Origin of the sequence: Kitasatospora sp. NPDC058444, assembly GCF_042721415.1 — a bacterium.
Classification (GTDB): Bacteria; Actinomycetota; Actinomycetes; order Streptomycetales; family Streptomycetaceae; genus Kitasatospora.
This window is the reverse complement of record NZ_JBHXLL010000003.1, coordinates 59,585-81,817: the sequence shown is the minus strand read 5'-3', so window position 1 is coordinate 81,817 and position 22,233 is coordinate 59,585. Positions and strand designations below refer to the sequence as shown.

General features: G+C 72.4%; 23 protein-coding genes. 17 read left to right on the top strand and 6 right to left on the bottom strand.

What is annotated here, in order from left to right:
• Window positions 1-39: 39 nt before the first annotated feature.
• The 8 genes from ACFWP2_RS04940 (at window position 40) to ACFWP2_RS04905 (ending at window position 7,486) form a co-directional block, all read left to right on the top strand.
• Window positions 40-597, top strand: a complete 558-nt coding sequence (locus ACFWP2_RS04940) for a F0F1 ATP synthase subunit B (RefSeq protein ID WP_189915731.1) — start codon at window positions 40-42, stop codon at window positions 595-597.
• The gene (locus ACFWP2_RS04935; protein ID WP_380448351.1) at window positions 594-1,409 is read left to right on the top strand and encodes a F0F1 ATP synthase subunit delta; all 816 of its coding nucleotides are present in this window, start codon (window positions 594-596) and stop codon (window positions 1,407-1,409) included. The genes ACFWP2_RS04940 and ACFWP2_RS04935 overlap by 4 nt, the downstream gene beginning before the upstream one ends.
• 156 nt (window positions 1,410-1,565) lie before the next feature.
• The gene (gene atpA / locus ACFWP2_RS04930) at window positions 1,566-3,140 is read left to right on the top strand and encodes a F0F1 ATP synthase subunit alpha (protein ID WP_380448349.1); all 1,575 of its coding nucleotides are present in this window, start codon (window positions 1,566-1,568) and stop codon (window positions 3,138-3,140) included.
• Window positions 3,141-3,172: 32 nt separating this feature from the next.
• Window positions 3,173-4,087: a F0F1 ATP synthase subunit gamma gene (locus ACFWP2_RS04925; RefSeq protein ID WP_380448347.1), complete on the top strand. Its 915-nt coding sequence runs from the start codon at window positions 3,173-3,175 to the stop codon at window positions 4,085-4,087.
• 2 nt (window positions 4,088-4,089) lie between these two features.
• On the top strand, window positions 4,090-5,535 hold the full coding sequence (atpD, locus tag ACFWP2_RS04920) for a F0F1 ATP synthase subunit beta (protein ID WP_380448345.1): 1,446 nt from the start codon (window positions 4,090-4,092) through the stop codon (window positions 5,533-5,535).
• Between the two features lie 186 nt (window positions 5,536-5,721).
• Complete coding sequence (locus ACFWP2_RS04915) at window positions 5,722-6,105, top strand: F0F1 ATP synthase subunit epsilon (protein ID WP_380448343.1); 384 nt, start codon at window positions 5,722-5,724, stop codon at window positions 6,103-6,105.
• Between the two features lie 148 nt (window positions 6,106-6,253).
• Entirely contained in the window at window positions 6,254-6,754 is a 501-nt protein-coding gene (locus ACFWP2_RS04910) for a DUF2550 domain-containing protein (RefSeq protein ID WP_030057523.1), read from the top strand.
• A 159-nt stretch (window positions 6,755-6,913) separates the two neighbouring features.
• Window positions 6,914-7,486, top strand: a complete 573-nt coding sequence (locus ACFWP2_RS04905) for a cob(I)yrinic acid a,c-diamide adenosyltransferase (protein ID WP_380448340.1) — start codon at window positions 6,914-6,916, stop codon at window positions 7,484-7,486.
• Window positions 7,487-7,582: 96 nt separating this feature from the next.
• Here ACFWP2_RS04905 and ACFWP2_RS04900 read toward each other — a convergent pair whose 3' ends face one another.
• Window positions 7,583-8,191 (bottom strand): hypothetical protein, encoded by a 609-nt coding sequence (locus ACFWP2_RS04900; RefSeq protein ID WP_380448338.1) that lies wholly within the window; start codon window positions 8,189-8,191, stop codon window positions 7,583-7,585.
• A 156-nt stretch (window positions 8,192-8,347) separates the two neighbouring features.
• On the opposite strand from ACFWP2_RS04900, the gene ACFWP2_RS04895 reads away from it, so the two are divergent.
• The 5 genes from ACFWP2_RS04895 (at window position 8,348) to ACFWP2_RS04875 (ending at window position 14,506) form a co-directional block, all read left to right on the top strand.
• Complete coding sequence (locus tag ACFWP2_RS04895; protein WP_380448336.1) at window positions 8,348-9,556, top strand: sensor histidine kinase; 1,209 nt, start codon at window positions 8,348-8,350, stop codon at window positions 9,554-9,556.
• Window positions 9,553-10,203 (top strand): response regulator, encoded by a 651-nt coding sequence (locus ACFWP2_RS04890; RefSeq protein WP_380448334.1) that lies wholly within the window; start codon window positions 9,553-9,555, stop codon window positions 10,201-10,203. Before ACFWP2_RS04895 ends, ACFWP2_RS04890 begins: the two co-directional genes overlap by 4 nt.
• 204 nt (window positions 10,204-10,407) lie before the next feature.
• The gene (locus ACFWP2_RS04885; RefSeq protein WP_380448331.1) at window positions 10,408-11,277 is read left to right on the top strand and encodes a 3-hydroxyacyl-CoA dehydrogenase family protein; all 870 of its coding nucleotides are present in this window, start codon (window positions 10,408-10,410) and stop codon (window positions 11,275-11,277) included.
• A gap of 354 nt (window positions 11,278-11,631) precedes the next feature.
• Window positions 11,632-11,952 (top strand): STAS domain-containing protein, encoded by a 321-nt coding sequence (locus tag ACFWP2_RS04880; RefSeq protein ID WP_360346957.1) that lies wholly within the window; start codon window positions 11,632-11,634, stop codon window positions 11,950-11,952.
• Between the two features lie 277 nt (window positions 11,953-12,229).
• Entirely contained in the window at window positions 12,230-14,506 is a 2,277-nt protein-coding gene (locus tag ACFWP2_RS04875) for an ATP-binding protein (protein ID WP_380448328.1), read from the top strand.
• 4 nt (window positions 14,507-14,510) lie between these two features.
• On the opposite strand, the gene nucS is transcribed toward ACFWP2_RS04875, so the two are convergent.
• Window positions 14,511-15,170 carry an endonuclease NucS gene (gene nucS, locus ACFWP2_RS04870; protein WP_380448326.1) on the bottom strand — a complete coding sequence of 220 codons (660 nt, stop codon included), beginning with the start codon at window positions 15,168-15,170 and terminating at the stop codon, window positions 14,511-14,513.
• 482 nt (window positions 15,171-15,652) lie between these two features.
• Here nucS and ACFWP2_RS04865 point away from each other — a divergent pair, with 482 nt between their 5' ends.
• Entirely contained in the window at window positions 15,653-16,045 is a 393-nt protein-coding gene (locus tag ACFWP2_RS04865; RefSeq protein ID WP_380448324.1) for an SCO5389 family protein, read from the top strand.
• Between the two features lie 100 nt (window positions 16,046-16,145).
• Here ACFWP2_RS04865 and ACFWP2_RS04860 read toward each other — a convergent pair whose 3' ends face one another.
• A complete protein-coding gene (locus ACFWP2_RS04860) occupies window positions 16,146-17,294 on the bottom strand; it encodes an LLM class flavin-dependent oxidoreductase (RefSeq protein WP_380448920.1) in 1,149 nt (382 codons plus the stop codon).
• Between the two features lie 399 nt (window positions 17,295-17,693).
• Here ACFWP2_RS04860 and ACFWP2_RS04855 point away from each other — a divergent pair, with 399 nt between their 5' ends.
• The gene (locus tag ACFWP2_RS04855) at window positions 17,694-18,020 is read left to right on the top strand and encodes an ATP/GTP-binding protein (RefSeq protein ID WP_360346949.1); all 327 of its coding nucleotides are present in this window, start codon (window positions 17,694-17,696) and stop codon (window positions 18,018-18,020) included.
• 54 nt (window positions 18,021-18,074) lie between these two features.
• Here the strand turns inward: ACFWP2_RS04855 and ACFWP2_RS04850 are convergent, their stop codons facing one another.
• Window positions 18,075-18,842: an ABC transporter permease subunit gene (locus ACFWP2_RS04850; RefSeq protein WP_380448321.1), complete on the bottom strand. Its 768-nt coding sequence runs from the start codon at window positions 18,840-18,842 to the stop codon at window positions 18,075-18,077.
• 1 nt (window position 18,843) lies between these two features.
• Window positions 18,844-19,848 carry an ABC transporter ATP-binding protein gene (locus ACFWP2_RS04845; protein WP_380448319.1) on the bottom strand — a complete coding sequence of 335 codons (1,005 nt, stop codon included), beginning with the start codon at window positions 19,846-19,848 and terminating at the stop codon, window positions 18,844-18,846.
• 93 nt (window positions 19,849-19,941) lie between these two features.
• Here ACFWP2_RS04845 and ACFWP2_RS04840 point away from each other — a divergent pair, with 93 nt between their 5' ends.
• Together ACFWP2_RS04840 and ACFWP2_RS04835 are read left to right on the top strand one after the other, a co-directional pair.
• Complete coding sequence (locus ACFWP2_RS04840) at window positions 19,942-20,739, top strand: alpha/beta fold hydrolase (protein ID WP_380448316.1); 798 nt, start codon at window positions 19,942-19,944, stop codon at window positions 20,737-20,739.
• Entirely contained in the window at window positions 20,736-21,056 is a 321-nt protein-coding gene (locus tag ACFWP2_RS04835) for a hypothetical protein (protein ID WP_224283203.1), read from the top strand. The genes ACFWP2_RS04840 and ACFWP2_RS04835 overlap by 4 nt, the downstream gene beginning before the upstream one ends.
• Window positions 21,057-21,235: 179 nt before the next feature.
• Here the strand turns inward: ACFWP2_RS04835 and ACFWP2_RS04830 are convergent, their stop codons facing one another.
• Window positions 21,236-22,165, bottom strand: a complete 930-nt coding sequence (locus tag ACFWP2_RS04830) for a cellulose-binding protein (RefSeq protein WP_380448313.1) — start codon at window positions 22,163-22,165, stop codon at window positions 21,236-21,238.
• Window positions 22,166-22,233: the final 68 nt, after the last annotated feature.

The window sequence follows — 22,233 nt, the reverse complement described above, 5'->3', positions numbered from 1 at the left end:
CCGGCACACCGGTAGTCCCACCAGACGAAAGGTTCAGATATGAACCCCGTGGTCTTCCTTGCGGAAGAGGAGAAGATGAACCCTCTTCTCCCCGCTTGGCCCGAGGTCATCATCGGCCTGCTCTGCTTCTTCATCGTCTTCGGTCTGCTCGGCAAGAAGCTCCTCCCCAGCATCGAGAAGGTGCTGTCGGAGCGCCGGGATGCCATCGAGGGCGGCATGGAGCGCGCCGAGGCCGCTCAGGCCGAGGCCCAGGCCGTGCTTGAGCAGTACCGCGCCGAGCTCGCCGAGGCGCGCCACGAGGCCGCTCGCATCGTCGAGCAGGCCCGTGAGCAGGGCGCCGCCCAGCTCGCCGAGATGCGCGAGGAGGGCCAGCGTCAGCGCGAGGCCATCGTCGCGGCCGGTCACGCCCAGATCGAGGCGGACAAGAAGCAGGCGACTGCCGCCCTGCGCCAGGACGTGGGCTCGCTGGCCACCCAGCTGGCGTCCCGCATCGTGGGTGAGTCCCTCGAGGACCACACCCGCCAGAGCGGTGTCATCGACCGCTTCCTGGACGAGCTGGAGGCCAAGGCCGCCGTTGCTCAGGGTGCGGCCAAGTGATCGGCGCCAGCCGCGAGGCCCTCGCCGCCGGTCGGCAGAACCTGGAGAGCCTGACCGACTCCACCTCGGTGGACGCGGCCAAGCTGGCCGAGGAGCTCACCGCCGTCACGGCCGTGCTCGACCGTGAGGTGTCGCTGCGCCGCGTCCTGACCGACCCCTCGCGGTCGGGCCAGGACAAGGCCCAGCTGGTCACCTCGCTGCTGACCGGCCAGGTCTCCGGCGAGGCCGTCGACCTGGTCTCCGGCCTGGTCCGCTCCCGCTGGTCGGGCTCGCGCGACCTGGTGGACGCGACCGAGGAGCTCGCCGCCTACGCCGAGATCATCGCCGCGGACAAGGCCGGCTCCCTGGACGACGTCGAGGACGAGCTCTTCCGCTTCGGCCGGGTGGTGAGCGGCTCGCACGAGCTGCGCGCCGCGCTGACCGAGCCGAAGGCCGGTGCCGTCGCGAAGGCCGAGCTGATCGAGAAGCTGCTCGGCGGCCGCGCCAACGCCGGCACCGTCCGGCTGGTCACCGCCCTCGTCAACGCGCCGCGTGGCCGTAGCCTGGAGCAGGGCCTGGAGTCCTACTCGAAGCTCGCCGCCGCGCGCCGTGGCCGCGTGGTGGCCCTGGTCACCACCGCGGTGCCGCTGTCGGACACCCAGAAGGAGCGCCTGTCCGGTGCTCTGGGCCGGATGTACGGCCGCCAGGTCCACCTGAACATCGACGTCGACCCCGAGGTCGTCGGCGGCGTCCGGGTGCAGATCGGCGACGAGATCATCAACGGCACCGTGTCGAGCCGCCTCGAGGGCGCTCGCCAGTCGCTCGAAGGCTGAGCACCGAAGCAGCACATCCGACCCTCGGTCGGGAAACCGGCTCCCCAAGGAGCCGGCACATCGTACGGCCGGTTCGGAAGACCCGGCCGAGAGTCGAATACTTGCGGCCCTCAATGGCGGGCCGAGGATCGCAAACTAGGAGAGCAGGGAAGCCTGATGGCGGAGCTTACGATCCGTCCGGAGGAGATCCGGGACGCGCTGGCCGACTTTGTCCAGTCGTACCAGCCGGACGCCGCTTCTGTGGAAGAGGTCGGCACGGTCACTGACGCGGCGGACGGCATCGCGCATGTCGAGGGTCTGCCCTCGGTCATGGCGAACGAGCTGCTGAAGTTCGAGGACGGCACGCTCGGCCTCGCGCTGAACCTCGACACCCGCGAGATCGGTGTCGTCGTCCTGGGTGAGTTCGGCGGCATCGAAGAGGGCCAGACCGTGCGCCGCACCGGCGAGGTCCTCTCGGTTCCGGTCGGCGACGGCTACCTCGGCCGCGTCGTGGACCCGCTGGGCAACCCGATCGACGGCCTCGGCGAGATCGCCGCCACCGGTCGCCGCGCCCTGGAGCTGCAGGCCCCCGGCGTCATGGCCCGCAAGTCGGTCAAGCAGCCGCTGCAGACCGGCATCAAGGCCATCGACGCGATGACCCCGATCGGCCGCGGCCAGCGCCAGCTGATCATCGGTGACCGCCAGACCGGCAAGACCGCGGTGGCCGTCGACACGATCATCAACCAGCGCGACAACTGGCGCTCGGGCGACCCGGAGAAGCAGGTCCGCTGCATCTACGTCGCCGTGGGCCAGAAGGGCTCCACCATCGCGTCCGTCCGTGGCGCCCTGGAGGAGGCCGGCGCGCTGGAGTACACCACCATCGTGGCCGCTCCCGCCTCCGACCCGGCCGGCTTCAAGTACCTCGCCCCGTACACCGGTTCGGCCATCGGCCAGGAGTGGATGTACGACGGCAAGCACGTCCTGATCATCTTCGACGACCTGTCGAAGCAGGCCGAGGCCTACCGCTCCGTCTCCCTGCTGCTGCGCCGCCCGCCGGGCCGCGAGGCCTACCCGGGTGACGTCTTCTACCTGCACTCCCGCCTGCTGGAGCGCTGCGCCAAGCTGAACGACGCCCTGGGCGGCGGCTCGATGACCGGTCTTCCGATCATCGAGACCAAGGCCAACGACGTCTCGGCGTACATCCCGACCAACGTCATCTCCATCACCGACGGCCAGTGCTTCCTGGAGTCCGACCTGTTCAACGCCGGCATCCGCCCGGCCGTGAACGTCGGTATCTCGGTCTCCCGCGTCGGTGGCTCCGCCCAGATCAAGGCCATGCGCTCGGTCGCCGGCCGCCTGCGTCTGGACCTCGCCCAGTACCGCGAGCTGGAGGCCTTCGCCGCCTTCGGTTCCGACCTGGACGCGGCCTCCAAGGCCCAGCTGGAGCGCGGTGCGCGCATGGTCGAGCTGCTGAAGCAGGGCCAGTACCAGCCGTTCCCGGTCGAGGAGCAGGTCGTCTCCATCTGGGCCGGCACCAACGGCAAGCTGGACGACGTCCCGGTCGCCGAGATCCGCCGCTTCGAGCGCGAGTTCCTGGACCACGTCCGCCTGCAGCACAAGGACCTGCTCGCCGGCATCGTCGAGACCGGTCTGCTGGCCGACGGCACCATCGACGCGCTGACCACCGCGATCGAGGCCTTCAAGCAGGGTTACCAGACCGCTGACGGCAAGCTGCTCTCCGAGCAGGCCTGAGTCCGGTAGCGAGGGAAAGGACGTAACGACCCATGGGAGCACAGCTTCGGGTCTACAAGCGCCGGATCCGCTCTGTCACCGCGACGAAGAAGATCACCAAGGCGATGGAGATGATCTCCGCGTCGCGCATCGTCAAGGCGCAGCGCGCGGTGGCCGCCTCCACTCCGTACGCCGATGAGCTCACCCGGGCGGTGACGGCGGTGGCCACCCGGTCCAACGCCAAGCACCCGCTCACCACCGAGAACCCGAGCGCCAAGCGCGCGGCGGTCCTGCTGATCACGGCGGACCGCGGCCTGGCCGGCGGCTACTCGACCAACGCCATCAAGGCCTCGCAGGTGCTCGCCGAGCGTCTGCGGTCCGAGGGCAAGGACGTGGTGACGTACATCATCGGCCGCAAGGGCGTCTCGTACTACACGTTCCGCGGTCTGACGATCGCGGGCTCGTGGACGGGATTCTCGGACAAGCCGACGTACGGTGACGCGAAGACCGTGGCGGCCGACCTGATCGAGGCCTTCACGGCCGAGACGGGCGGCGTGGACGAGCTCCACCTGGTCTCGACCGAGTTCGTGTCCATGCTGACGCAGAACGCGGTCGAGGCGCGGCTGCTGCCGCTGAAGCTGGACGAGGTCCAGCTCAGCGACCAGACGCCGGCCAAGTCGGAGATCTTCCCGCTGTACGACTTCGAGCCGTCGGCGGAGGGCGTCCTGGACGCGCTGCTGCCGCGGTACGTCGAGAGCCGGATCTACAACGCGCTGCTGCAGTCGGCCGCTTCCGAGCACGCCGCCCGCCGCCGCGCGATGAAGAGCGCGACGGACAACGCCGGCGAGCTCATCAAGTCGCTCACGCGGCTTGCCAACTCGGCCCGTCAGGCCGAGATCACCCAGGAAATCAGCGAGATCGTCGGCGGCGCCAACGCCCTCGCCGACGCTAGCCGCGGGAGCGAATGAGTATGACCACCACTGTTGAGCCGACCACGGCGACGGGCCGCGTCGCGCGGGTCATCGGCCCGGTCGTCGACGTGGAGTTCCCCGTCGACGCGATTCCGGACATGTACAACGCCCTGCACGTCGAGGTGGACAACCCCGACGGCACGGGCAAGAAGACCCTGACCCTCGAGGTCGCCCAGCACCTCGGCGACGGCATGGTCCGCGGCATCTCGATGCAGCCGACCGACGGCCTGGTCCGTGGCTCGCAGGTCACCGACACCGGTGCGGCGATCTCCGTCCCGGTCGGCCAGATCACCAAGGGCAAGGTCTTCAACGCCCTCGGCGACGTGCTGAACGTGGACCCGGCGGAGTTCGACAAGCAGGTCGAGGTCCGCTGGCCGATCCACCGCAAGGCCCCCGAGTTCAAGGACCTCGAGTCCAAGACCGAGATGTTCGAGACCGGCATCAAGGTCATCGACCTGCTCACCCCGTACGTCACGGGTGGCAAGATCGGTCTGTTCGGTGGTGCCGGTGTCGGCAAGACCGTTCTGATCCAGGAGATGATCTACCGCGTCGCCGAGAACTTCGGTGGTGTGTCGGTGTTCGCCGGTGTCGGCGAGCGCACCCGTGAGGGCAACGACCTCATCGACGAGATGGTCGACTCGGGCGTTCTGGACAAGACCGCGCTGGTCTTCGGCCAGATGGACGAGCCGCCGGGCACCCGTCTGCGCGTCGCGCTGTCCGCGCTGACCATGGCGGAGTACTTCCGTGACGTCGAGAAGCAGGACGTGCTCCTCTTCATCGACAACATCTTCCGGTTCACCCAGGCCGGTTCCGAGGTGTCGACCCTGCTCGGCCGCATGCCCTCCGCGGTGGGTTACCAGCCGAACCTGGCCGACGAGATGGGCCTCCTGCAGGAGCGCATCACCTCGACCCGCGGTCACTCGATCACCTCGATGCAGGCGATCTACGTCCCCGCGGACGACCTGACCGACCCGGCGCCGGCCACCACCTTCGCCCACCTGGACGCGACCACCGTTCTGTCGCGTCCGATCTCGGAGAAGGGCATCTACCCGGCCGTCGACCCGCTGGACTCCACGTCCCGCATCCTCGACCCGCGGTACATCGCGCAGACCCACTACGACACGGCCATCCGTATCAAGGGGATCCTGCAGAAGTACAAGGACCTCCAGGACATCATCGCGATCCTCGGTATCGACGAGCTGTCCGAGGAGGACAAGGTCACGGTTCACCGTGCCCGCCGCATCGAGCGCTTCCTCTCGCAGAACACCTACGTGGCGAAGCAGTTCACCGGTGTCGAGGGTTCGACCGTGCCGCTGTCGGAGACCATCGAGGCCTTCAACTCGATCGCGGACGGCAAGTACGACTCCGTCCCGGAGCAGGCCTTCTTCATGTGCGGTGGCATCGAGGACCTCGAGAAGAACGCCGCCGAGCTGGCGAAGAAGTAATCGCGGCCGGTAGCAGCTGTACGTGACCGTGAGGGGTGGGCCCCAGCCCTGGGACCCACCCCTCGCGTCGCATCGGCTGTGATTCCGGTCAAATCCGTGCCGCCGGTTTCATGCCGGAGGCGCGGGGCCGTTATTCTTACCGAAACTCCCGAGTAATCGGGCGTTGCATGAGCCTAGGAGCCCACGTTGGCTGAGCTGCACGTCGAGCTGGTCGCAGCCGACCGCAAGGTGTGGTCCGGTGCGGCCACCATCGTCGTCGCCCGTACGGCCTCCGGTGACACCGGCATCATGCCGGGCCACACCCCGGTGCTGAGCGTGCTGGAGACCGGTCCCGTCACCATCCGCACGGTGGACGGCGGCACCGTGGTCGCCGCGGTGCACGGCGGCTTCATCTCCTTCGCCGACAACAAGCTGTCTCTGCTCGCGGAGATCGCCGAGCTGGCGGACGAGATCGACGTCGCGCGTGCCGAGCGCGCGCTGGAGAAGGCCAAGTCGGGCCTGGACGAGCACGCGGAGCGGCGCGCCGAGGTCCGTCTGTTCGCGGCGCGCGGCCTCAAGGCCCACGCCTGAGTGCGCCGGACCCCGGCTTAGCGGGGTCGACCGACGGTCCCGGGGACGCGTGAGCGTGACCCCGGGACTGTCGTCGTAGTTGGTAGGTCAGCGCGGTCGCTTGATACGACCGCTACGGGGAACGCGGGTAGCGAGGAGGTGGGTGAGCATGGTCCTCGCGCTTGTGGTGTGTGCGGCGGTCGTGGCCCTGGGTGTGATCGGGCTGATGGCCTTCGCCGTCCGGCGCCGCCTGATCCAGCGGGTCGGCGGCACCTTCGACTGCAGTTACCGGCTCAAAATGCCGGCCGACGCCTCGACGCAGCCCGACCTCGACGAGAACGGCAAACCCACCTCCGCCCCGGTCCCCCCGACCGACGGCAAGGGGTGGGTTTTTGGTATCGGCCGCTACAGCGGTGACTCGATCGAGTGGTTCCGGGTCTTCTCGTACGCCCCGCGGCCGCGCAAGGTGCTGCCGCGCCGGGAGATCGAGGTGCTCGGCCGGCGCTACCCGGAGGGCCAGGAGGAGCTGGCGCTGCTGTCCGGCTCGGTGGTGCTGCGCTGCCTGCACAACGGGGCCCCGCTGGAGCTGGCGATGAGCGAGGACGCGCTGACCGGCTTCCTGGCCTGGCTGGAGGCGGCCCCGCCGGGGCAGAGGGTCAACGTCGCGTAGCGACGAGTCCCTCGGGACGGGGGTCCCCCGGCCGGAGGCTGGGGGAGGGTCAACGTCGCGTAGCGGTGTTGTGCAGCGCGCCCCGGAAGTGCTCCGAAGCGCTCCGCGGTGTTCCGGGGCGGGGTTAACGGCGCCTAACACGGCGGCTACGCTGGCCGCATGGTCAATCTGACGCGCATCTACACCCGTACCGGCGATGACGGCACCACCGCGCTCGGCGACATGAGCCGGACCAGCAAGACCGACCCGAGGCTGATCGCCTACGCGGACGCCAACGAGGCCAACGCCGCGATCGGCGTGGCCCTGGCCGTCGGTGAGCTGCCGGAGGACATCGCGGCGGTGCTCGTCCGGGTCCAGAACGACCTGTTCGACGTCGGCGCCGACCTGTCCACCCCGGTGGTGGAGGACCCGAAGTACCCGCCGCTGCGGGTGCTGCAGTCCTACGTCGACCGGCTGGAGGCGGACTGCGACGAGTACCTGGCGCGGGTGGAGAAGCTGCGCAGCTTCATCCTGCCCGGCGGCACGCCCGGGGCGGCCCACCTGCACCTGGCCTGCACGGTGGTGCGGCGGGCCGAGCGCTCGACCTGGTCGGCGATCGCGGAGCACGGCGACAGCGTCAACCCGCTGACCGCGAAGTACCTCAACCGGCTGTCCGACCTGCTGTTCATCCTGGCCCGGGTGGCCAACAAGGAGCGCGGGGACGTGCTCTGGGTGCCGGGCGAGAACCGCTAGGCGCCGACGTCATCGGGCAGGCCGAGGGCCCGTCCTCGGACCCTCCCCCGCGGGAGTCCGAGGACGGGCCCTCGACGTCCGGGGCCGTCCGGCGGGTCAGGGCCGTCCGGCCGGTGTGTGGGTGTGGGCGGTCTTCTCGGTGACCACCCGGCCGTTCTCGACCGGCACGCCGGCCGGCGGCTCCTTGGGCCAGAGCGAGTAGCAGCCGGCCACGATCACGTTGACCACGGCCGCGATGCCCAGCTTGAGGTACCACTGGGCGAAGGTGCCGAAGTGCGCGGAGCCCGCGGAGAGCGGGACGAGCAGGGTGATCAGGCTCAGCGTGATCGCCGCCGACACGACCGTCCGGCCGGCGATCTGCCACTCGTACCTGGTCCGCTCCGGCCCGTACTTGGGCGAGGGCAGCGGCTTGGGACCGCCGGCGAAGCGGTGCAGGAAGTGCCGGTCGGCCCAGCGGACCAGCGAGGGGCCGTAGCCGATCGAGAAGCCCGCGTAGCTCGCGGCCAGGGCGTGGGTCCAGCTCGCGGTGGCTCCGCCGCGCAGGTCGAGGACGGTCAGGGCGTAGAGGGTGAGGTCCACCACCGGCAGGCCGACCAGCAGCGCGGTGCTGGTGCGGCGCCACCGGAAGAGGTAGCGGCTGGCGAGGCCGAGGCCGAGCAGGATCCAGAAGGAGATCTCGGCCGCGACGATGAGGGTGACGATCACGTTCTGCTCCCGGATGTCGCGGTGGTGCCTCCAGCCTGGTGCGCGGGCCCGCCGGTGTCGTCGTCGCGGGGTGCCGTCCGGGACTGCATCCTTCGATGTAGCGGGCTCCTCCGTGGACCGGAGCCGGACGGCCGCCGGGGATGGTGAGATGGGAACGTGCCCCTCCCGTTCCCCGCCCTCCCCCCGCGCCGCCAGGACCAGCTGATCGCCCTCTCCGGGCTGCTCGGCGGCGCGGTGCTGATCGTCTTCGGGGCGTACGACCAGGCCGACCGGGTGCGGCCGTGGGCGGTGCTGCCGCCGCTGCTGGTGATGGCGGGGCTGGAGCTGGTCCGGCGGACCAGGCCGGTGCTGGCGGTGTCGGTCGGCGGGCTGGTCTTCGCGGGGAGCGTGTTCGCCGGCAATCTGGTCGCCACGCTGATCATGTACACCGACCTGCTGTACGCGGCGGTGGTCTACGGCAGCCCGCGGATGTCCCGAGTGCTGCACCTGTCCGGCGGGGCCACGGTGCTGGCGCTGTCCACCCTGGCGGCGATCTACGGCGGCACCTCGGTCGCGCTGCTGATCGTGGTGGTCAGCACCCTGGTCTTCCTGGGCCCGGTGTGGACCGGCGACGTGGTGCGCAAGCACCGGCAGGAGGCCGAGACCGAGCGGCTGCGGGCGGAACAGACCGCGCTGCTCTCGGAGCTGGACCGGCGCGAGGCGATCGGAGCCGAACGGGCCCGGATGGCACGGGAGTTGCACGACGTGGTGGCCAACCACCTGTCGGCGATCGCGATCCACGCCACCGGCGCCCAGTCGGTGGCCAGACGCCGGAAACTGCCCGAGGACGATCCGCTGGTGGAGGTGCTGGCGGTGATCCGGGAGAACAGCGTCCAGGGATTGGCCGAAATGCGACGCATGATCGGACTGCTCAGGGACAGTGGCGGGGGAGAGGCGGACGAGTCCTACGCGGCGCCCGACCTGGCCGCGGTGGACGCCCTGTTGGCCAAGGCCCGCGCGGCCGGCCAGGACGTCGGGCTGGACTTCGAGCTGGACGAGTGCGGCGAGCGCGGGGAGGTGCCGGTGCCGGTCGGGCTGGCCGCGTACCGGATCGTCCAGGAGTCGCTGACCAACGCCCTCAAGCACGCCGCGCCCGGACTGGTCAGCCTGCGGCTGGAGTTCGCGCCGCAGGAGCTGCGGATCGCCGTCGACAGCCCGTACCGCGGCGGGCCGGGCCGTGAACTGCCCGGCGCCCGGGCCGGACTGGTGGGCATGGCGGAGCGGGCCGGGCTGCTCGGCGGCAGCTTCGAGGCCGGGCCGAAGGACGGGTGCTGGAGCGTGCGCGCGGTGCTGCCGCGCGCCCAGGGGAACGAGGGACGGGCATGACGATCCGGGTGCTGGTGGCCGAGGACCAGGCGGCGGTACGGGCGGCGCTGGTGATGATCCTGCGCGCCGAGCCGGAGTTCGAGGTGGTCGGGCAGGCCGCCGACGGCGAGGAGGCCGTCCGGCTGGCCCGGGAGCTGCGGCCGGACGTGGTGCTGATGGACGTCCAGATGCCCCGGCTGGACGGCGTCTCGGCGACCCGGGAGGTGGTCGCCGCGGGGGCCGGCCAGGTGCTCGTGCTGACCACCTTCGACCTGGACGAGTACGTCTACGGCGCACTGCGGGCCGGCGCGTCCGGGTTCCTGCTCAAGGACCTGGAGGCGGACACCCTGATCGAGGGCATCCGCACGGTGGCGCGCGGGGACGGGATGCTGGCGCCCTCGGTGACCAAGCGGCTGATCGGGGCCTTCACCCGCCCCGAGCGGCCGGTCGGCCCGGAGGCACGGGCGGCGGTGGGGGCGCTGACCGGCCGCGAGCGGGAGGTGCTGGCCTGCCTCGGCGCCGGGATGTCCAACGGGGAGATCGCGGCCCGGCTGGAGATGGCGGAGGCGACCACCAAGACGCACGTCAGCCGGATCCTGGCGAAGCTGCGGCTGCGCAGCCGGGTGCAGGCGGCGATCCTGGCGCAGGACCTCGGGCTGACCGTCTGACGGTCCGACCGGCCGTACAGTCGCACGACTGTCTGATCACCTGACCAGGTCGGTTGCAGATCACACTCTCGATTGCTATTGCGCGGAGGATTTGGGCATTAGAGTCCCGGCAACGAGCGACGCGGCTCATATGGCGGTGACCCCTGCCCTGAGCCGCTTTCAGGGTCCGCCCGCGGGGCGGCGACGGCATCGGGAGACCCAGCCATGAGCAATGCGTCCAGCAAGCAGATCGCCGTGATCGGTGCCGGTCTGATGGGCGCCGGCATCGCCCAGGTGTCCGCGCAGGCCGGTCACCCGGTGGTGCTGCGGGACGTCACCGAGGAGGCGCTCCAGCGGGGCCTGGCCGGCATCCGCGCCTCCTACGGGAAGTTCGTCGCCAAGGGCCGGCTGAGCGCCGAGGACGCCGAGGCCGCGCTGGGCCGGATCACCACCACCACCGACCTGGGCGCCGTCGCCGAGGCCGACATCGTGGTCGAGGCCGTGTTCGAGAACCTGGAGGTCAAGGAGGGCGTCTTCCGCGAGCTGGACAAGCTCGCCAAGGACGGCGCCGTCCTGGCCTCCAACACCTCCGCCATCCCGATCACCCGGATCGCCGCCGTCACCCGGCGCCCGGAGTCGGTCGTCGGCGTCCACTTCTTCTCGCCCGTCCCGATGATGAAGCTGGTCGAGCTGGTCCGCGGCTACAAGACCAGCGACGAGACGCTGGCCGCCGCCCGCGCCTACGCCGAGGGCGTCGGCAAGGAGGTCGTGGTCGTCAACCGCGACGTGGCCGGCTTCATCACCACCCGCCTGATCACCGCCCTGGTCGTCGAGGCCGCCAAGCTGTACGAGTCGGGCGTGGCCACCGCCGAGGACATCGACACCGCCTGCCGGCTCGGTTTCGGCCACGCGATGGGCCCGCTGCAGACCGCCGACCTGACCGGCGTGGACATCCTGCTGCACGCCGCCCAGAACATCTACACCGAGACCAAGGACGAGAAGTTCGCGGCGCCGGAGATCATGGCCCGCATGGTCACCGCCGGTGACCTGGGCCGCAAGAGCGGCCGCGGCTTCTACCCGTACGAGGGCAAGTGATCCGGCGGGGCTGAAACGACCGGCGGGCCGTGCGATCGGAGCATCGTACGGCCCGCTCCGCCGGGGCGGGTGAGTTTCCTCACGCCGGGTGCCGCAGACGGGTGATTTGGGCGGTAATCGAGCGTAGGTCTGGGGGCGACCTGCGTATATTCCCTCGGACGGGTGAAGTTGCTTCAGATCTGGCCGGAACCAGCAACCTGCGGAGCCGGTTCACCGTCAGATGAAGGAACCCGGCATTCCGCCCGGGTCCGGGCGTGGGGCTGCGGCCCGCCCGGATGCACCCCCCGCTCCCGCACCCGGCACGACCGGGGCGGACCCGCCCCGCACCAGGCCGTCCAGGCGAAGGAGGAGAGCATGCGCATCACCGGCGACCACAGGGCGCTGGCCATCGAAGGCCGCCTCGACGTGCGCACCGCCGCCGACGCGCGGGCCCGGCTGCACCAGGCCGTGGACGGCGGCCTCGGCGACCTCGTGCTCGACCTCGGCCGGCTGGAGTTCTGGGACGCCACCGGGCTCGGCGTGATCATGGGCACCCACCGCCGGGCCGGCCGGATCGGCCGCCGGCTGGTGCTGCGCTCCGTCCCGGCCCAGCTCCAGCGACTGCTGGTGGCCACCAAGCTGCACCGCATCCTGGCCGTCGATGGTGCCGCCGAGGCGCACGGGATGGCTCTGTAACCCCCGCGGCGCCAACCCCCGCCGCGCCAACCCCCGTTGCGCCGCGCGCCGTGAGCGCGCGCCTGCGCACCCCGGCCCCGTCCGCGCAACGTTCCTGGTCAGCGCCGCGGACCGGCCCCGCACCGCGGACCGCTCTGCACGGGCGGGGCCGAATGTGCGAGAGTCTGCCCGTCAGAAGACGGCCGCCGGGGCTGCCTCCAGCCCGGCCGCGGCCGCTACCGGGACGTCAGCCGGGCGGCGCGGGGCGCCGACGGCCGAGCACGATGCGGAGCAGAACGTGGCACAGCCATCCGGGGAGTTCCGGCAGGAGGCCGTCCGCACCCGTGGCGGCGAACTGGTCTCCGGCGGCCTGCTGGTGGGCGTCGGCGCGCCGGACGGCTCCGAGGCCGGACCCTGTCCCGAGGAGTGGCGGCCGCGGCCGCGCCGGATCGAACGCAGCGAGCCCGCCCGCGGCCCGGTCGGCGGCGTCGGCCGCGCGGTAGGCCCGCTCGCGCTCGGCGCCGGGCCCGCCGACCTGCCGCTGCTGGACCGCGAGGCCGACACCGCCGAACTGCTCGCCCTGCTCGCCGAGGGCCGCTCCATACGCCTGGTCGGCCAGGCCGGCTCGGGCCGCAGCGCACTGCTGTCGGCCGTCGCCGAGGCCGCCGCCGACCTCGCCCCCGGCGGCGTGGTGCAGCTCTGCGGCCACCGCCGGACCGTCGCCGACCTGCTCCAGGACCTCTTCGCGGCCACCCACCACGCCCCCGGCTACCGCCCCGACCCCGGGCAGCTGGCCGCCCACCTCGCCGACGTCGGCGCGATCGTGGTGATCGACGCCGCCGAGCCCTCCGGGGCCGAGCTGGAGGACCTGCTCGCCGCCGCCCCCGGCTGCGCCTTCCTGATCTCCGCCGCCCCGGACGGCCCGCCGCTGCCCCCCGGCTCCCGGCTCCAGGACCACCTGGTGGCCGGGCTCTCCCGCTCCGCCTGCCTCGCCCTCACCGCCCGGCTCGCCGGCCGGCCGCTGGACGTCGCCGAGAAGGCCTGGGCGGTGGACCTCTGGTTCGAGTCCGAGGGCCTGCCGCTGCGCTTCGTCCAGGCCGCCGCACTGCTGCGCCAGCGGGACGTCTCGGTGGACGCGCTGGTCGCCGCCGAGGACGACCGGATGGACGTCTTCGGGGCCGTCGACGAGCCCGTCCACGACGCGGACCCGGCGGTCCGGGAGAACGCGCTGCGCGGCACCGTCCCGCTGCCCTCGGTGGCGGAGACCGCCTCGCCCGCGGTCCGGCTCGCCGAGGGGCTGAGCGAGCCCGCGCAGGCCGTGCTGCGGCTCGCCGTCGCGCTCGGCGGCGAGTGCCCCACCGCGCCGCACCTGCCGGCGCTGATCGACGTCGGGCAGGGCGAGGCCGCCCTCGCCGAACTCGCCGACGCCGGACTGGCGGTGTCCATCGGCGGGCACCACCGGCTGACCGCCGGCGCGCTCGACCTGCTCGTCCCGCACTGGCCGGCCCGCGGCTGTGTCGACGGAGCCGCCCAGCACTTCTCCTGGTGGGTGGGGCACAGCTCGGTGACGCTGGAGCAGATCGCCGCCGAGGCCGAGGTGATGATCGGCGTGCTGCTCGCCGACCGCACCGCCGGGCGGCACGACGCGGTGGTCCGGCTCGCCCGGGCGGCGGCGCCCGCGCTGGCGCTGTCGCTGCGCTGGGGCGCCTGGGAACGGGTGCTCCAGCTCGGCCTGGAGGCGGCCCGGCGCACCGGTTCGGCGGTCGACCAGGCCTGGTTCCACCACGAGGCGGGCGTGCACGCGATCTGCGTCCAGCAGCCCTCCCGGGCCATCGCCGAACTGGAGACCGCGCTCACCCTGCGGACCACCGCGGGCGAGCAGCGCGGGACGGCCGCGGCACGCCGGATGCTCGACCTGCTGCGGGCCGAGGGCCGCCGGCTGCCGGCCGCCGCGCCCGCCGTGGCGGCACCCGGCCGCGCCCCGGTGATCCGCAAGATCGCGGCCCGGGTGCCGGCCGGACTGAAGTCCAGCAGGCGGCGGCGGGCGGCCGTGGTCACCACGGCGGTGCTGACCCTGGGGGTCCTCGGCACGGCGGTGGCGATGAGCTTCAGCGGGCCGGACGAGGCCAGGGGGAAGGACCCGCACAACGGCCGGCTGGACGGCGGCGGCACCGAGGACCCGCCGTTCCCGCAGCCCTCCGGCAGCGCCGCGCCGGGGACGGCCGGTGCCGGGCCGGGCGCCGCGGCGACGCAGGGCGGCAGCCCGGAGCCGTCCGCGAGCGGCAGTGCCTCGCACTCGCCGAGCGCCTCACCGACGAGGAAGCCGAGCTCCTCGCCGGGGGCGGGCGAGTCGCAGACCCCGCAGCAGCCGCAACCGCCCGCACCGGGCCAGCCGCAGCCGCCGGGGCAGCAGACGGTGCAGCCGCCTCAGACGACCGGTCAGCCCCCGAAGCCGACGGAGCCGAGCCACAGCCCGTCGTCCCCGGTCTCCACCCCGACCTCGCCGTCGGCCACGTCCGGGTCGCCGACGGTACCGAGCGGGACGGCCGGTCCGAGCACCCCGGGGCCGTCCTGAGCGATCAGAACAGCTTGAGCTTGTCGTCGTCGATGCCGCGCAGCTCGTCGTAGTCCAGCACCACGCAGCCGATGCCGCGGTCGGTGGCCAGGACGCGGGCCTGCGGCTTGATCTCCTGCGCGGCGAAGATGCCCTTGACCGGGGCCAACAGCGGGTCCCGGTTGAGGAGTTCGAGGTAGCGGGTGAGCTGCTCGACGCCGTCGATCTCACCGCGGCGCTTGATCTCGACGGCCACCGTGGTGCCGTCGGCGTCGCGGCAGAGGATGTCGACCGGGCCGATCGCGGTGGGGTACTCGCGGCGGATCAGCGACCAGCCGGCACCGAGCACCTCCATCCGGTCCGCGAGCAGCTCCTGGAGGTGTGCCTCCACGCCGTCCTTGATCAGGCCCGGGTCGACCCCGAGCTCGTGGGACGAGTCGTGCAGCACCTCCTCCAGCGTGATGATGAGCTTCTCGCCGGCCTTGTTCTCCACCGTCCAGACCCCGTCGGCCTCCTTGAGGACGCACGGCGGGGACATCCAGTTGAGCGGCTTGTAGGCGCGGTCGTCGGCGTGGATGCTGACGCTGCCGTCGGCCTTGACCAGGATCAGCCTGGTGGCGGAGGGCAGATGGGCGGAGAGCCGACCGGCATAGTCGACTGAGCAGCGGGCAATTACGAGACGCACGGTCGACCACGCTAGCCCACCAGGGCCAGTTGATGCGATTCCGCGACGGCGGGGTGAAGAAAGCGCGAACCCGGCCAACATGGAGGTCCCGCGGTCCCGCCCCCGCCCCGTCGAGGTCTGGCGCCCCTCCCATCGAGTCGCTACGGTGTGTGACGGCACGCTCGCGGGATCGCTGTCAACGGGGATGGAGACTTCAGATGAACGATCCGACGGGATCCGGCCAATCTGGTGCACCGCAACATATTTCCGAAGCAATCCCCAGGAATGACCGGCCTGCCCCGCCGTTGACTGCCACGCTGTCCTGAGCGCGTTCGGTGTCCAGGGCGTCACGTCCCGTGGTGCCGCCGCTGTCGCGAAGGCGCCGGAAACCCCTGTCCCTCGGTCGTTCCGGACGCCCCATGCGAATCAGCCACCCTCACTGTGAGCTTGACCTACGCACGACCACCCGGGCGCCGCGCGGGTGGACCGCGAGAGGAGAATCCATGTCGCTCGACGTCTCACCGGCCCTGCTGGAAAAGGCCGAGCGGGGCGAGGTCGACGAGCGGGAATTCGTCGACTGCGTCCGCGTCTCGCTGCCGTACGCCTGGGACCTGATCAGCTCGCTGGTCGCCCAGGCGAAGGTCGACGGCACCGACTTCGCCGACAACCGGGTACCACCGCCCAGCGAGCAGGCCCGCGGCCAGCTGCTGCGCGCGCTCGCCAGCGACGCCATCCGGGGCGCACTCCAGCGCCACTTCGGGGTGCGGCTGGCCTTCCAGAACTGCCACCGGGTCGCGGTGTTCCTGCCGTCGGACGCCAACGAGGCACGGTACGACCGCTTCACCTCGGTCCGTGAGCAGCTGCTCAACCAGTCCGAGGAACTGCGGGACTGCTGACCCCGCCGTACCCCGGCCGTACCCCGCCGCGGCGCCGGCCGCCCCGTCCCCCGGAGCGGGGGGAGGGGCGGCGGCCCGGGCCCGACCCCTCGCCGAGCCGCTAACCCAGCTGCGGCAGCACCTCGGAGCCGAGCCGGGCGATGTTGTGCAGGGTCGCCTCCTGGTCGCCGCTGCCCTCGGCGAGCAGGGCGAAGCGCCGGATGCCGGTGCGCTCGGCGGTGGCCAGCAGCCGGTCGGCGCACTGCCGCGGGGTGCCCACCGCGTGCAGGTCGCAGAGCAGCTCGGTGTACTGGCGCGGATCGCGCATCCTGCGCTCGCGGCCGTCCACGGTGCGGTGGGCGCCGAGCCCGTACTCGAACCAGCCGGGCATCGCGTCCAGCAGGGTGGACCGGGCCGCCGCGGCGCGGTCGTCGACCTGGGCCACCCCGGCCGCGACGTGCTGACGGCCGATCCGGCGCAGCTGCTCCTCGCCGCGCCCGGCGGCCAGCCAGGCGGTCCGGTACAGCTCCAGCATCCGCAGCTTGTCGTCGTCCCCGGAGTGCATGCCGAGCAGCATCGGCAGGCCGCGCTCGGCGGCCAGCCGCACGCCGCCCGGCGAGGTGCAGGCGACCACCACGGGCGGCCCGGCCACCGGCCGTCCGGCGGCGGTGAGCGCCTCGCCGAGGCTCTCGTCGTCCCGGCGCTGGCGCGGGAAGCGCACCGGGCCGGACTTCCCGCCGAGGCCCAGCCAGCTGCTCAGGGCCGGCCGCCGCACCGGCTCGGTGGCCCGCGGCACCACGGCGACCTCGGGGAAGGCGAACTGCGGGCCGTCCGCGCCCACCCGGGAGCCGCGCAGCCAGCGCAGCAGTAGGTCGAGGCGCTCCGGGAAGCCCTTCTCGAAGGCGTCCACGCCACCGCCGAACACGTCCAGGTCGATCCACGGCCCACCGCGGCCCACCCCGAGCGTGAACCGTCCGCCGGAGGTGAGGTGCAGCAGCGCGGCCTGCTCGCCGAGCCCCACCGGGTGGCGGGTGGAGAGCACGCTGACCGCCGTGCCGACGCCGATCCGGCGGGTGCGGCCGAGCAGCATCGCGGCCAGCGTGGCGGCGTCCGGGCACACCCCGTACGGCACGAAGTGGTGCTCGGCCAGCCAGACGCTGTCCAGCCCGGCGCGCTCGGCCTCGACGGCGGACGCGACGGTCCGCTCCAGCGCCTCGCCGTGGCTCTGCCCGGGGAACTGCGCGGACAGCAGGAACAGGCCGACCCGCACCGGGCCGGTGGACGGCGGCAGTGCGCCCGCCCGCTGGGACGCCGGCAGCGGCTCGCCCGCGACGGCCGTGACGGCCGCGACCGGGGGGACGGAGGTCAGCGTCGGACCGGCGGCGGCCGGCCGGACCCCGACGGGGCGGCCGCTCTCGGCGCGGGCGCTGGTCTTGCTCATCGTTGGTCCTCCTCGGGTGCGCGCAGGGTCTGCGGGCCCCGCCTTCTCCCCTTGTGGGTATCCGATGTCATGTGCCAATGGCACGCGGAACCCTCGATTTCCCCGATGATCGGGTGGATCTCGGCAAAAACGCCGAAGTGCCGGACGGACCCGTGGTAGTGGCCGTGGGGGAGTCCGCCCGGCCGTAGGCTGGAACGACCCAGAACCCAGGAGGAGAGGGAGTCCGCCGTGTCGCCGCGCCGCAACCGGATCAAGAGCGCCGCCCCCCGCGAGAGCGCGGAGCCGGCGGCCGCCCCGCTCGGCGGTTCGCTGCGCCGCACCGAGAGCTACCAGGGCGACGACTGGATCGTCCAGACCGTCGCCGGGACGGCGGGCCGGTTCTACCGCTGCCCGGGCTGCGATCAGGAGATCCCGCCGGGGGTGGGCCACGTGGTGGCCTGGCCGATGCACGGCGCGGGGGTGGACGACCGGCGGCACTGGCACCGCGCCTGCTGGGGAGCGCGGGAGCGCCGGGCCTCCAACGTCCTGCGAGGCCGCGGCGCTCCGCGGTACTGACGGTCCGGCCGGTACTGACGGTCCGGGCGGGCCGGCCGGTCCGGGCGGTAGACGCTAGGCGTCGCGCTTCTTGAGCACCAGCGCGCCGCCGGCCAGCGCCGCGGCCGTCCAGGCGAGGCAGATGAGGAAACCGGTCCACGGCCCGTACGGCTGGCCGTGCTGCTCGTACACCAGCAGCATCCGCGAGCCCGCGTAGTCGGGGAAGTAGTGGGCCAGGGTCTTGACCTTCGGCACCGCCGAGAGGATCGGCGAGAGCAGGAAGAAGAACGGCACCAGGACGCCGAGCGCGAGCGTCTGGTTGTGCAGCATCGTGGTGACGCCCGCCGAGAACAGGCAGAGCATCGTCAGGTACAGCGCTGCCCCGAACACCGCCCGCAGCACGTTGGGCTCGCCGATCGTGGTGGAGTGCGGGCCGAGCAGCGACTGGCCGACGAAGAACGTGACGAAGGCCGTCACCAGCGAGACCACGAGGGCCAGCGCGCCGAGCACCACCGCCTTGCCGGTGAGCAGGGTGGCGCGCTGCGGGACGGCGGCCAGGGTGACCCGGATCATGCCGCTGCTGTACTCGTTGCCGATCGCCAGCACGCCGAAGACGATGATCGCCAGCTCGCCGAGCACGATGCCGGCGAAGGACGTCCCGGTGGCGTCGAACGGGGACTGATCGTTTCGGCGGAACTCGGTGAAGTTGTTGTTGGTGAGCAGGGACAGCAGCGCGCCGATGCCGACCGTGACGACGAAGGTCAGCGCGAGCGTCCAGACCGTCGAGCGGACGCTGCGGATCTTCGTCCACTCGGAGCGCAGGATCGCCGGGAAGGACGCCATCTCAGTTCTCCTCCTGCCGTGCGGTGGTGGTCTCTTGGGCGCCGCCCGCCTTCCAGCCGGCGCCCCATTCGCCGGCCGCGCCGGCCGCGTCCAGGCCCGGTCCGTCGCCCGCGTGGTACTCCACCGAGTCGGCCGTCATCTGCATGAAGGCCTCCTCCAGCGAGGCCTGCTGCGGGCTGAGCTCGTGCAGCACCACGCCGTGCCCGGCGAACAGCTCGCCGAGCCGCGCGATGTCCCCGCCGACCACCTCGTAGGAGCCGTCCGGGCCCGGCTCGTGCCGCAGGCCGGCCTCGGCCAGCACGTCGAGCAGCCGCTCGGGCTCCGGGGTGCGCAGCCGTACGGCGGAGCGGGAGTTGCGCCGGATGAACTCCGGCATCGGCAGGTCGGCGAGCAGCCGGCCCCGGCCGATGACCACCAGGTGGTCCGCGGTGACGGCCATCTCGCTCATCAGGTGGGAGGAGACGAAGACCGTCCGGCCCTCGGCGGCGAGGCGCTTCATCAGGTTGCGGATCCAGAGGATGCCCTCCGGGTCCAGGCCGTTGACCGGCTCGTCGAACATGACGATCTCCGGGTCGCCGAGCAGGGCGGAGGCGATGCCCAGGCGCTGGCCCATGCCGAGCGAGAAGCCGCGGGCCCGCTTGCGGGCGACCGGGGTGAGGCCGACCAGGGCGAGCACCTCGTCCACCCGGCGCTCGGGGATGCGGTTGCTCTGGGCGAGCCAGAGCAGGTGGTCGCGGGCGGTGCGGCCGGGGTGGACGGCCTTGGCCTCCAGGAGCGCGCCGATGTACTTGAGCGGCTCGCTGAGCTGGCCGTACCGCTTGCCGTCGATGGTGACCCGGCCGGCGGTCGGGCGGTCGAGGTCGAGGATCATGCGCATGGTGGTGGACTTGCCGGCGCCGTTCGGGCCGAGGAAGCCGGTCACCACGCCCCGGGGGACCTGGAAGCTGAGCCGGTCCACCGCGAGCGTCTTGCCGTAACGTTTTGTCAGGTCGTGCAACTCGATCATTCGCGCTCCCTCAGGTCCTTGCCAGGCTAGGACAAAGGGGGTATCGCGGCCTGCTGAGTGGGCCCGCCGGGCGCACCGGAATAGGTTGGGGACATGACCCAGCTCCCCTCCGCAGTGTCGGTCCGCGAGAGCGGTACCGGAACACCACTCGTGCTGCTGCACGCCTTTCCGTTGAACGCCTCGATGTGGTCGTCCCAACTGGACACGCTGCCCGGTCTGACCGGGGACGACGCGCGCGTGCTCGCCCCCGACCAGCGGGGGTTCGGCGGCACCGGGCTGGGCGCCGACGAGCCCTCGCTGGACCTGGTCGCGGACGACCTCGCCCTGCTGCTGGACGCGGCCGGGATCGAGCGCGCGGTGGTCGGCGGGCTCTCCATGGGCGGCTACGTGGCGCTGGCCTTCGCCCGCCGCCACCCCGACCGGCTGTCCGGCCTGCTGCTGGCCAACACCCGGGCCACCGCCGACACCGACGCCGCCCGGGCCAACCGGGAGCGGGTGGCCGCCGCCGTCACCGCGCGGGACAGCGTGCGGCTGCTGCTGGACGAGAAGGTCGCGGCCGGGCAGCTCGGGCCCGACTCGCAGCACCTGGTGGAGCGGGTGGAGGCGATGGTCGCCGCCGCGCCGCCGGCCGCCGTCGCCTGGGCCCAGCGGGCGATGGCGGCCCGCCCGGACGCCATGGACGTGCTGGCCGCCCTGCGGGTGCCGACCGCGATCGTGGCGGGCGCCCTGGACGCCCTGGTGGCGCCCGAGGAGGCCGAGCTGATGCTGCGGGCCCGGCCGGACGCCGAGCTGACCGTCCTGCCCGGGGTGGGCCACCTGAGCGCCCTGGAGGCGCCCGAGGCCTTCGACGCCGTCGTGCGCGCCCTGCTCGCCCGGGTGGCCGCCGGATGAGCCAGGAGAGCCAGGACGCGGCGGCCTGGGACTTCTCGGCCCTGGAGGTGACCGGCCGGATGCCCGTGACCAACCGGGGTGAGGGGCTGGTCGAGCTCACCCTGGAACCGCTCGGCGAGGACTACTGGATGCGCCCGGGGGAGACCTTCATCGTCACCTCGTACGGCGACTACGGGCCGGGGCACCCCTTCGAGGTGCAGTACTGGCCGGACTCGGTGTCGGTCTGGTGCACCTCCTGGTTCGGCACCGTCTCCGACGACGAGGGCAACCAGCTCAGCAGCGGGTACCAGCGGCCGGACGGCGCCTACCCCAGGTAGCGGCCAGGTCCGACGGGCCGCAGAAGCGCCCGAGGTGATGACGGTGCGAAAGCCGACAGGCCCTCACCCGAGAGGGTGAGGGCCTGTGGTGCATCAGAGCCCGCGTGCACCAGGGTCTGTGGCGCATCAGGGCCTTCGGCGCCCATCGGGTCCGGCGGTGCCGCCGGACCCGGCCCGCGTCAGCGCGACTGCTGGGCGGGCACGCCCAGGGTGTCGTCGGTCGGCAGCGAGGCGGCGGCCACGGCCGCGCCGGTCAGCGTCGCCAGCATCTCGCGGACGTTGGTCAGCTGGGCGTTGATGCTGTCGCGGCGGTTGGTGAGGGCCGCCAGCTCGCGCTCGGATTCGCTGCGGATGCGGTCCGCCTTGGCGTTGGCGTCGGCCACGATGTCCTCGGACTGGCGCTGGGCCGTCTCGACGGTCTGGCGGGCGCGGCGCTCGGCGTCGGTGCGCAGCTTCTCGGCCTCCAGGCGCAGCTGCTCGGCCCGGTGCTCGATCTCGGCCAGGCGCTTCTCGGCCTTGGCCTGACGGGCGGCCAGGTCCCGCTCGGACTGCTCGCGGCGCTTGGCCAGGTTGGTCTCGAACTCCAGCGCGGCCTGGGCGGCCTTGGTGCGGGTGTCCTCGAAGAGGGCGTCCGCCTCCTCGCGCTTGTTCTGGGCGTCCTTGTTGGCCTCGGCGCGCAGCTGGGCGGCGTCGCTCTTGGACTTGTCGACGATCCGCAGCCCCTCGTCCTCCGCCTTGGCCTTGCGGTCCTTGGCGTAGTTCTCGGCCTCGGAGCGGACCTGCTGGGCGGCGGCCTCGGCGAGCTCGCGGTGCTGCTCGGCGGCGCGGTGCGCCTCGTCGCGCAGGTCCTTGGCCTCCTCCTCGGCGAGTCGCAGGATCTTCTCGACCCGGGCGCCGAGACCGGCGTAGGAGGGCTCCTGCTCCACGACCGCCGCCTGGGCGGACTGGGTCTCCAGGTGGAGCTCCTCGATGCGCTTCTCCAGCGCGCTGATCCGGGTCAAGGCACTGTCACGGTCGGCCACCAGCTTGGTGATCCGCTCGTCGACCTGGGCGCGCTCGTACCCACGGCGCACCAGGTCGAAGCCGTGAGGGGAGTGACTGTCGCTCATGGGGTTCTGGGCTTCCTGTCGTCAAACCGCTGAGGTGGTTGAGGGAATCCTGACACGGTACCGGAGTG

Excerpts from the sequence above, each read along its gene's own strand:
- ACFWP2_RS04890 (WP_380448334.1), top strand. The coding sequence starts at position 9,553 with ATGACGATCCGGGTGCTGGTGGCCGAGGACCAGGCGGCGGTACGGGCG.
- ACFWP2_RS04885 (WP_380448331.1), top strand. The coding sequence starts at position 10,408 with ATGAGCAATGCGTCCAGCAAGCAGATCGCCGTGATCGGTGCCGGTCTG.
- ACFWP2_RS04865 (WP_380448324.1), top strand. The coding sequence starts at position 15,653 with ATGTCGCTCGACGTCTCACCGGCCCTGCTGGAAAAGGCCGAGCGGGGC.
- ACFWP2_RS04840 (WP_380448316.1), top strand. The coding sequence starts at position 19,942 with ATGACCCAGCTCCCCTCCGCAGTGTCGGTCCGCGAGAGCGGTACCGGA.
- ACFWP2_RS04925 (WP_380448347.1), top strand. The coding sequence starts at position 3,173 with ATGGGAGCACAGCTTCGGGTCTACAAGCGCCGGATCCGCTCTGTCACC.
- ACFWP2_RS04940 (WP_189915731.1), top strand. The coding sequence starts at position 40 with ATGAACCCCGTGGTCTTCCTTGCGGAAGAGGAGAAGATGAACCCTCTT.
- ACFWP2_RS04910 (WP_030057523.1), top strand. The coding sequence starts at position 6,254 with ATGGTCCTCGCGCTTGTGGTGTGTGCGGCGGTCGTGGCCCTGGGTGTG.
- ACFWP2_RS04905 (WP_380448340.1), top strand. The coding sequence starts at position 6,914 with ATGGTCAATCTGACGCGCATCTACACCCGTACCGGCGATGACGGCACC.
- atpD (WP_380448345.1), top strand. The coding sequence starts at position 4,090 with ATGACCACCACTGTTGAGCCGACCACGGCGACGGGCCGCGTCGCGCGG.
- ACFWP2_RS04880 (WP_360346957.1), top strand. The coding sequence starts at position 11,632 with ATGCGCATCACCGGCGACCACAGGGCGCTGGCCATCGAAGGCCGCCTC.
- ACFWP2_RS04830 (WP_380448313.1), bottom strand. The coding sequence starts at position 22,165 with ATGAGCGACAGTCACTCCCCTCACGGCTTCGACCTGGTGCGCCGTGGG.
- ACFWP2_RS04845 (WP_380448319.1), bottom strand. The coding sequence starts at position 19,848 with ATGATCGAGTTGCACGACCTGACAAAACGTTACGGCAAGACGCTCGCG.
- ACFWP2_RS04835 (WP_224283203.1), top strand. The coding sequence starts at position 20,736 with ATGAGCCAGGAGAGCCAGGACGCGGCGGCCTGGGACTTCTCGGCCCTG.
- ACFWP2_RS04850 (WP_380448321.1), bottom strand. The coding sequence starts at position 18,842 with ATGGCGTCCTTCCCGGCGATCCTGCGCTCCGAGTGGACGAAGATCCGC.
- atpA (WP_380448349.1), top strand. The coding sequence starts at position 1,566 with ATGGCGGAGCTTACGATCCGTCCGGAGGAGATCCGGGACGCGCTGGCC.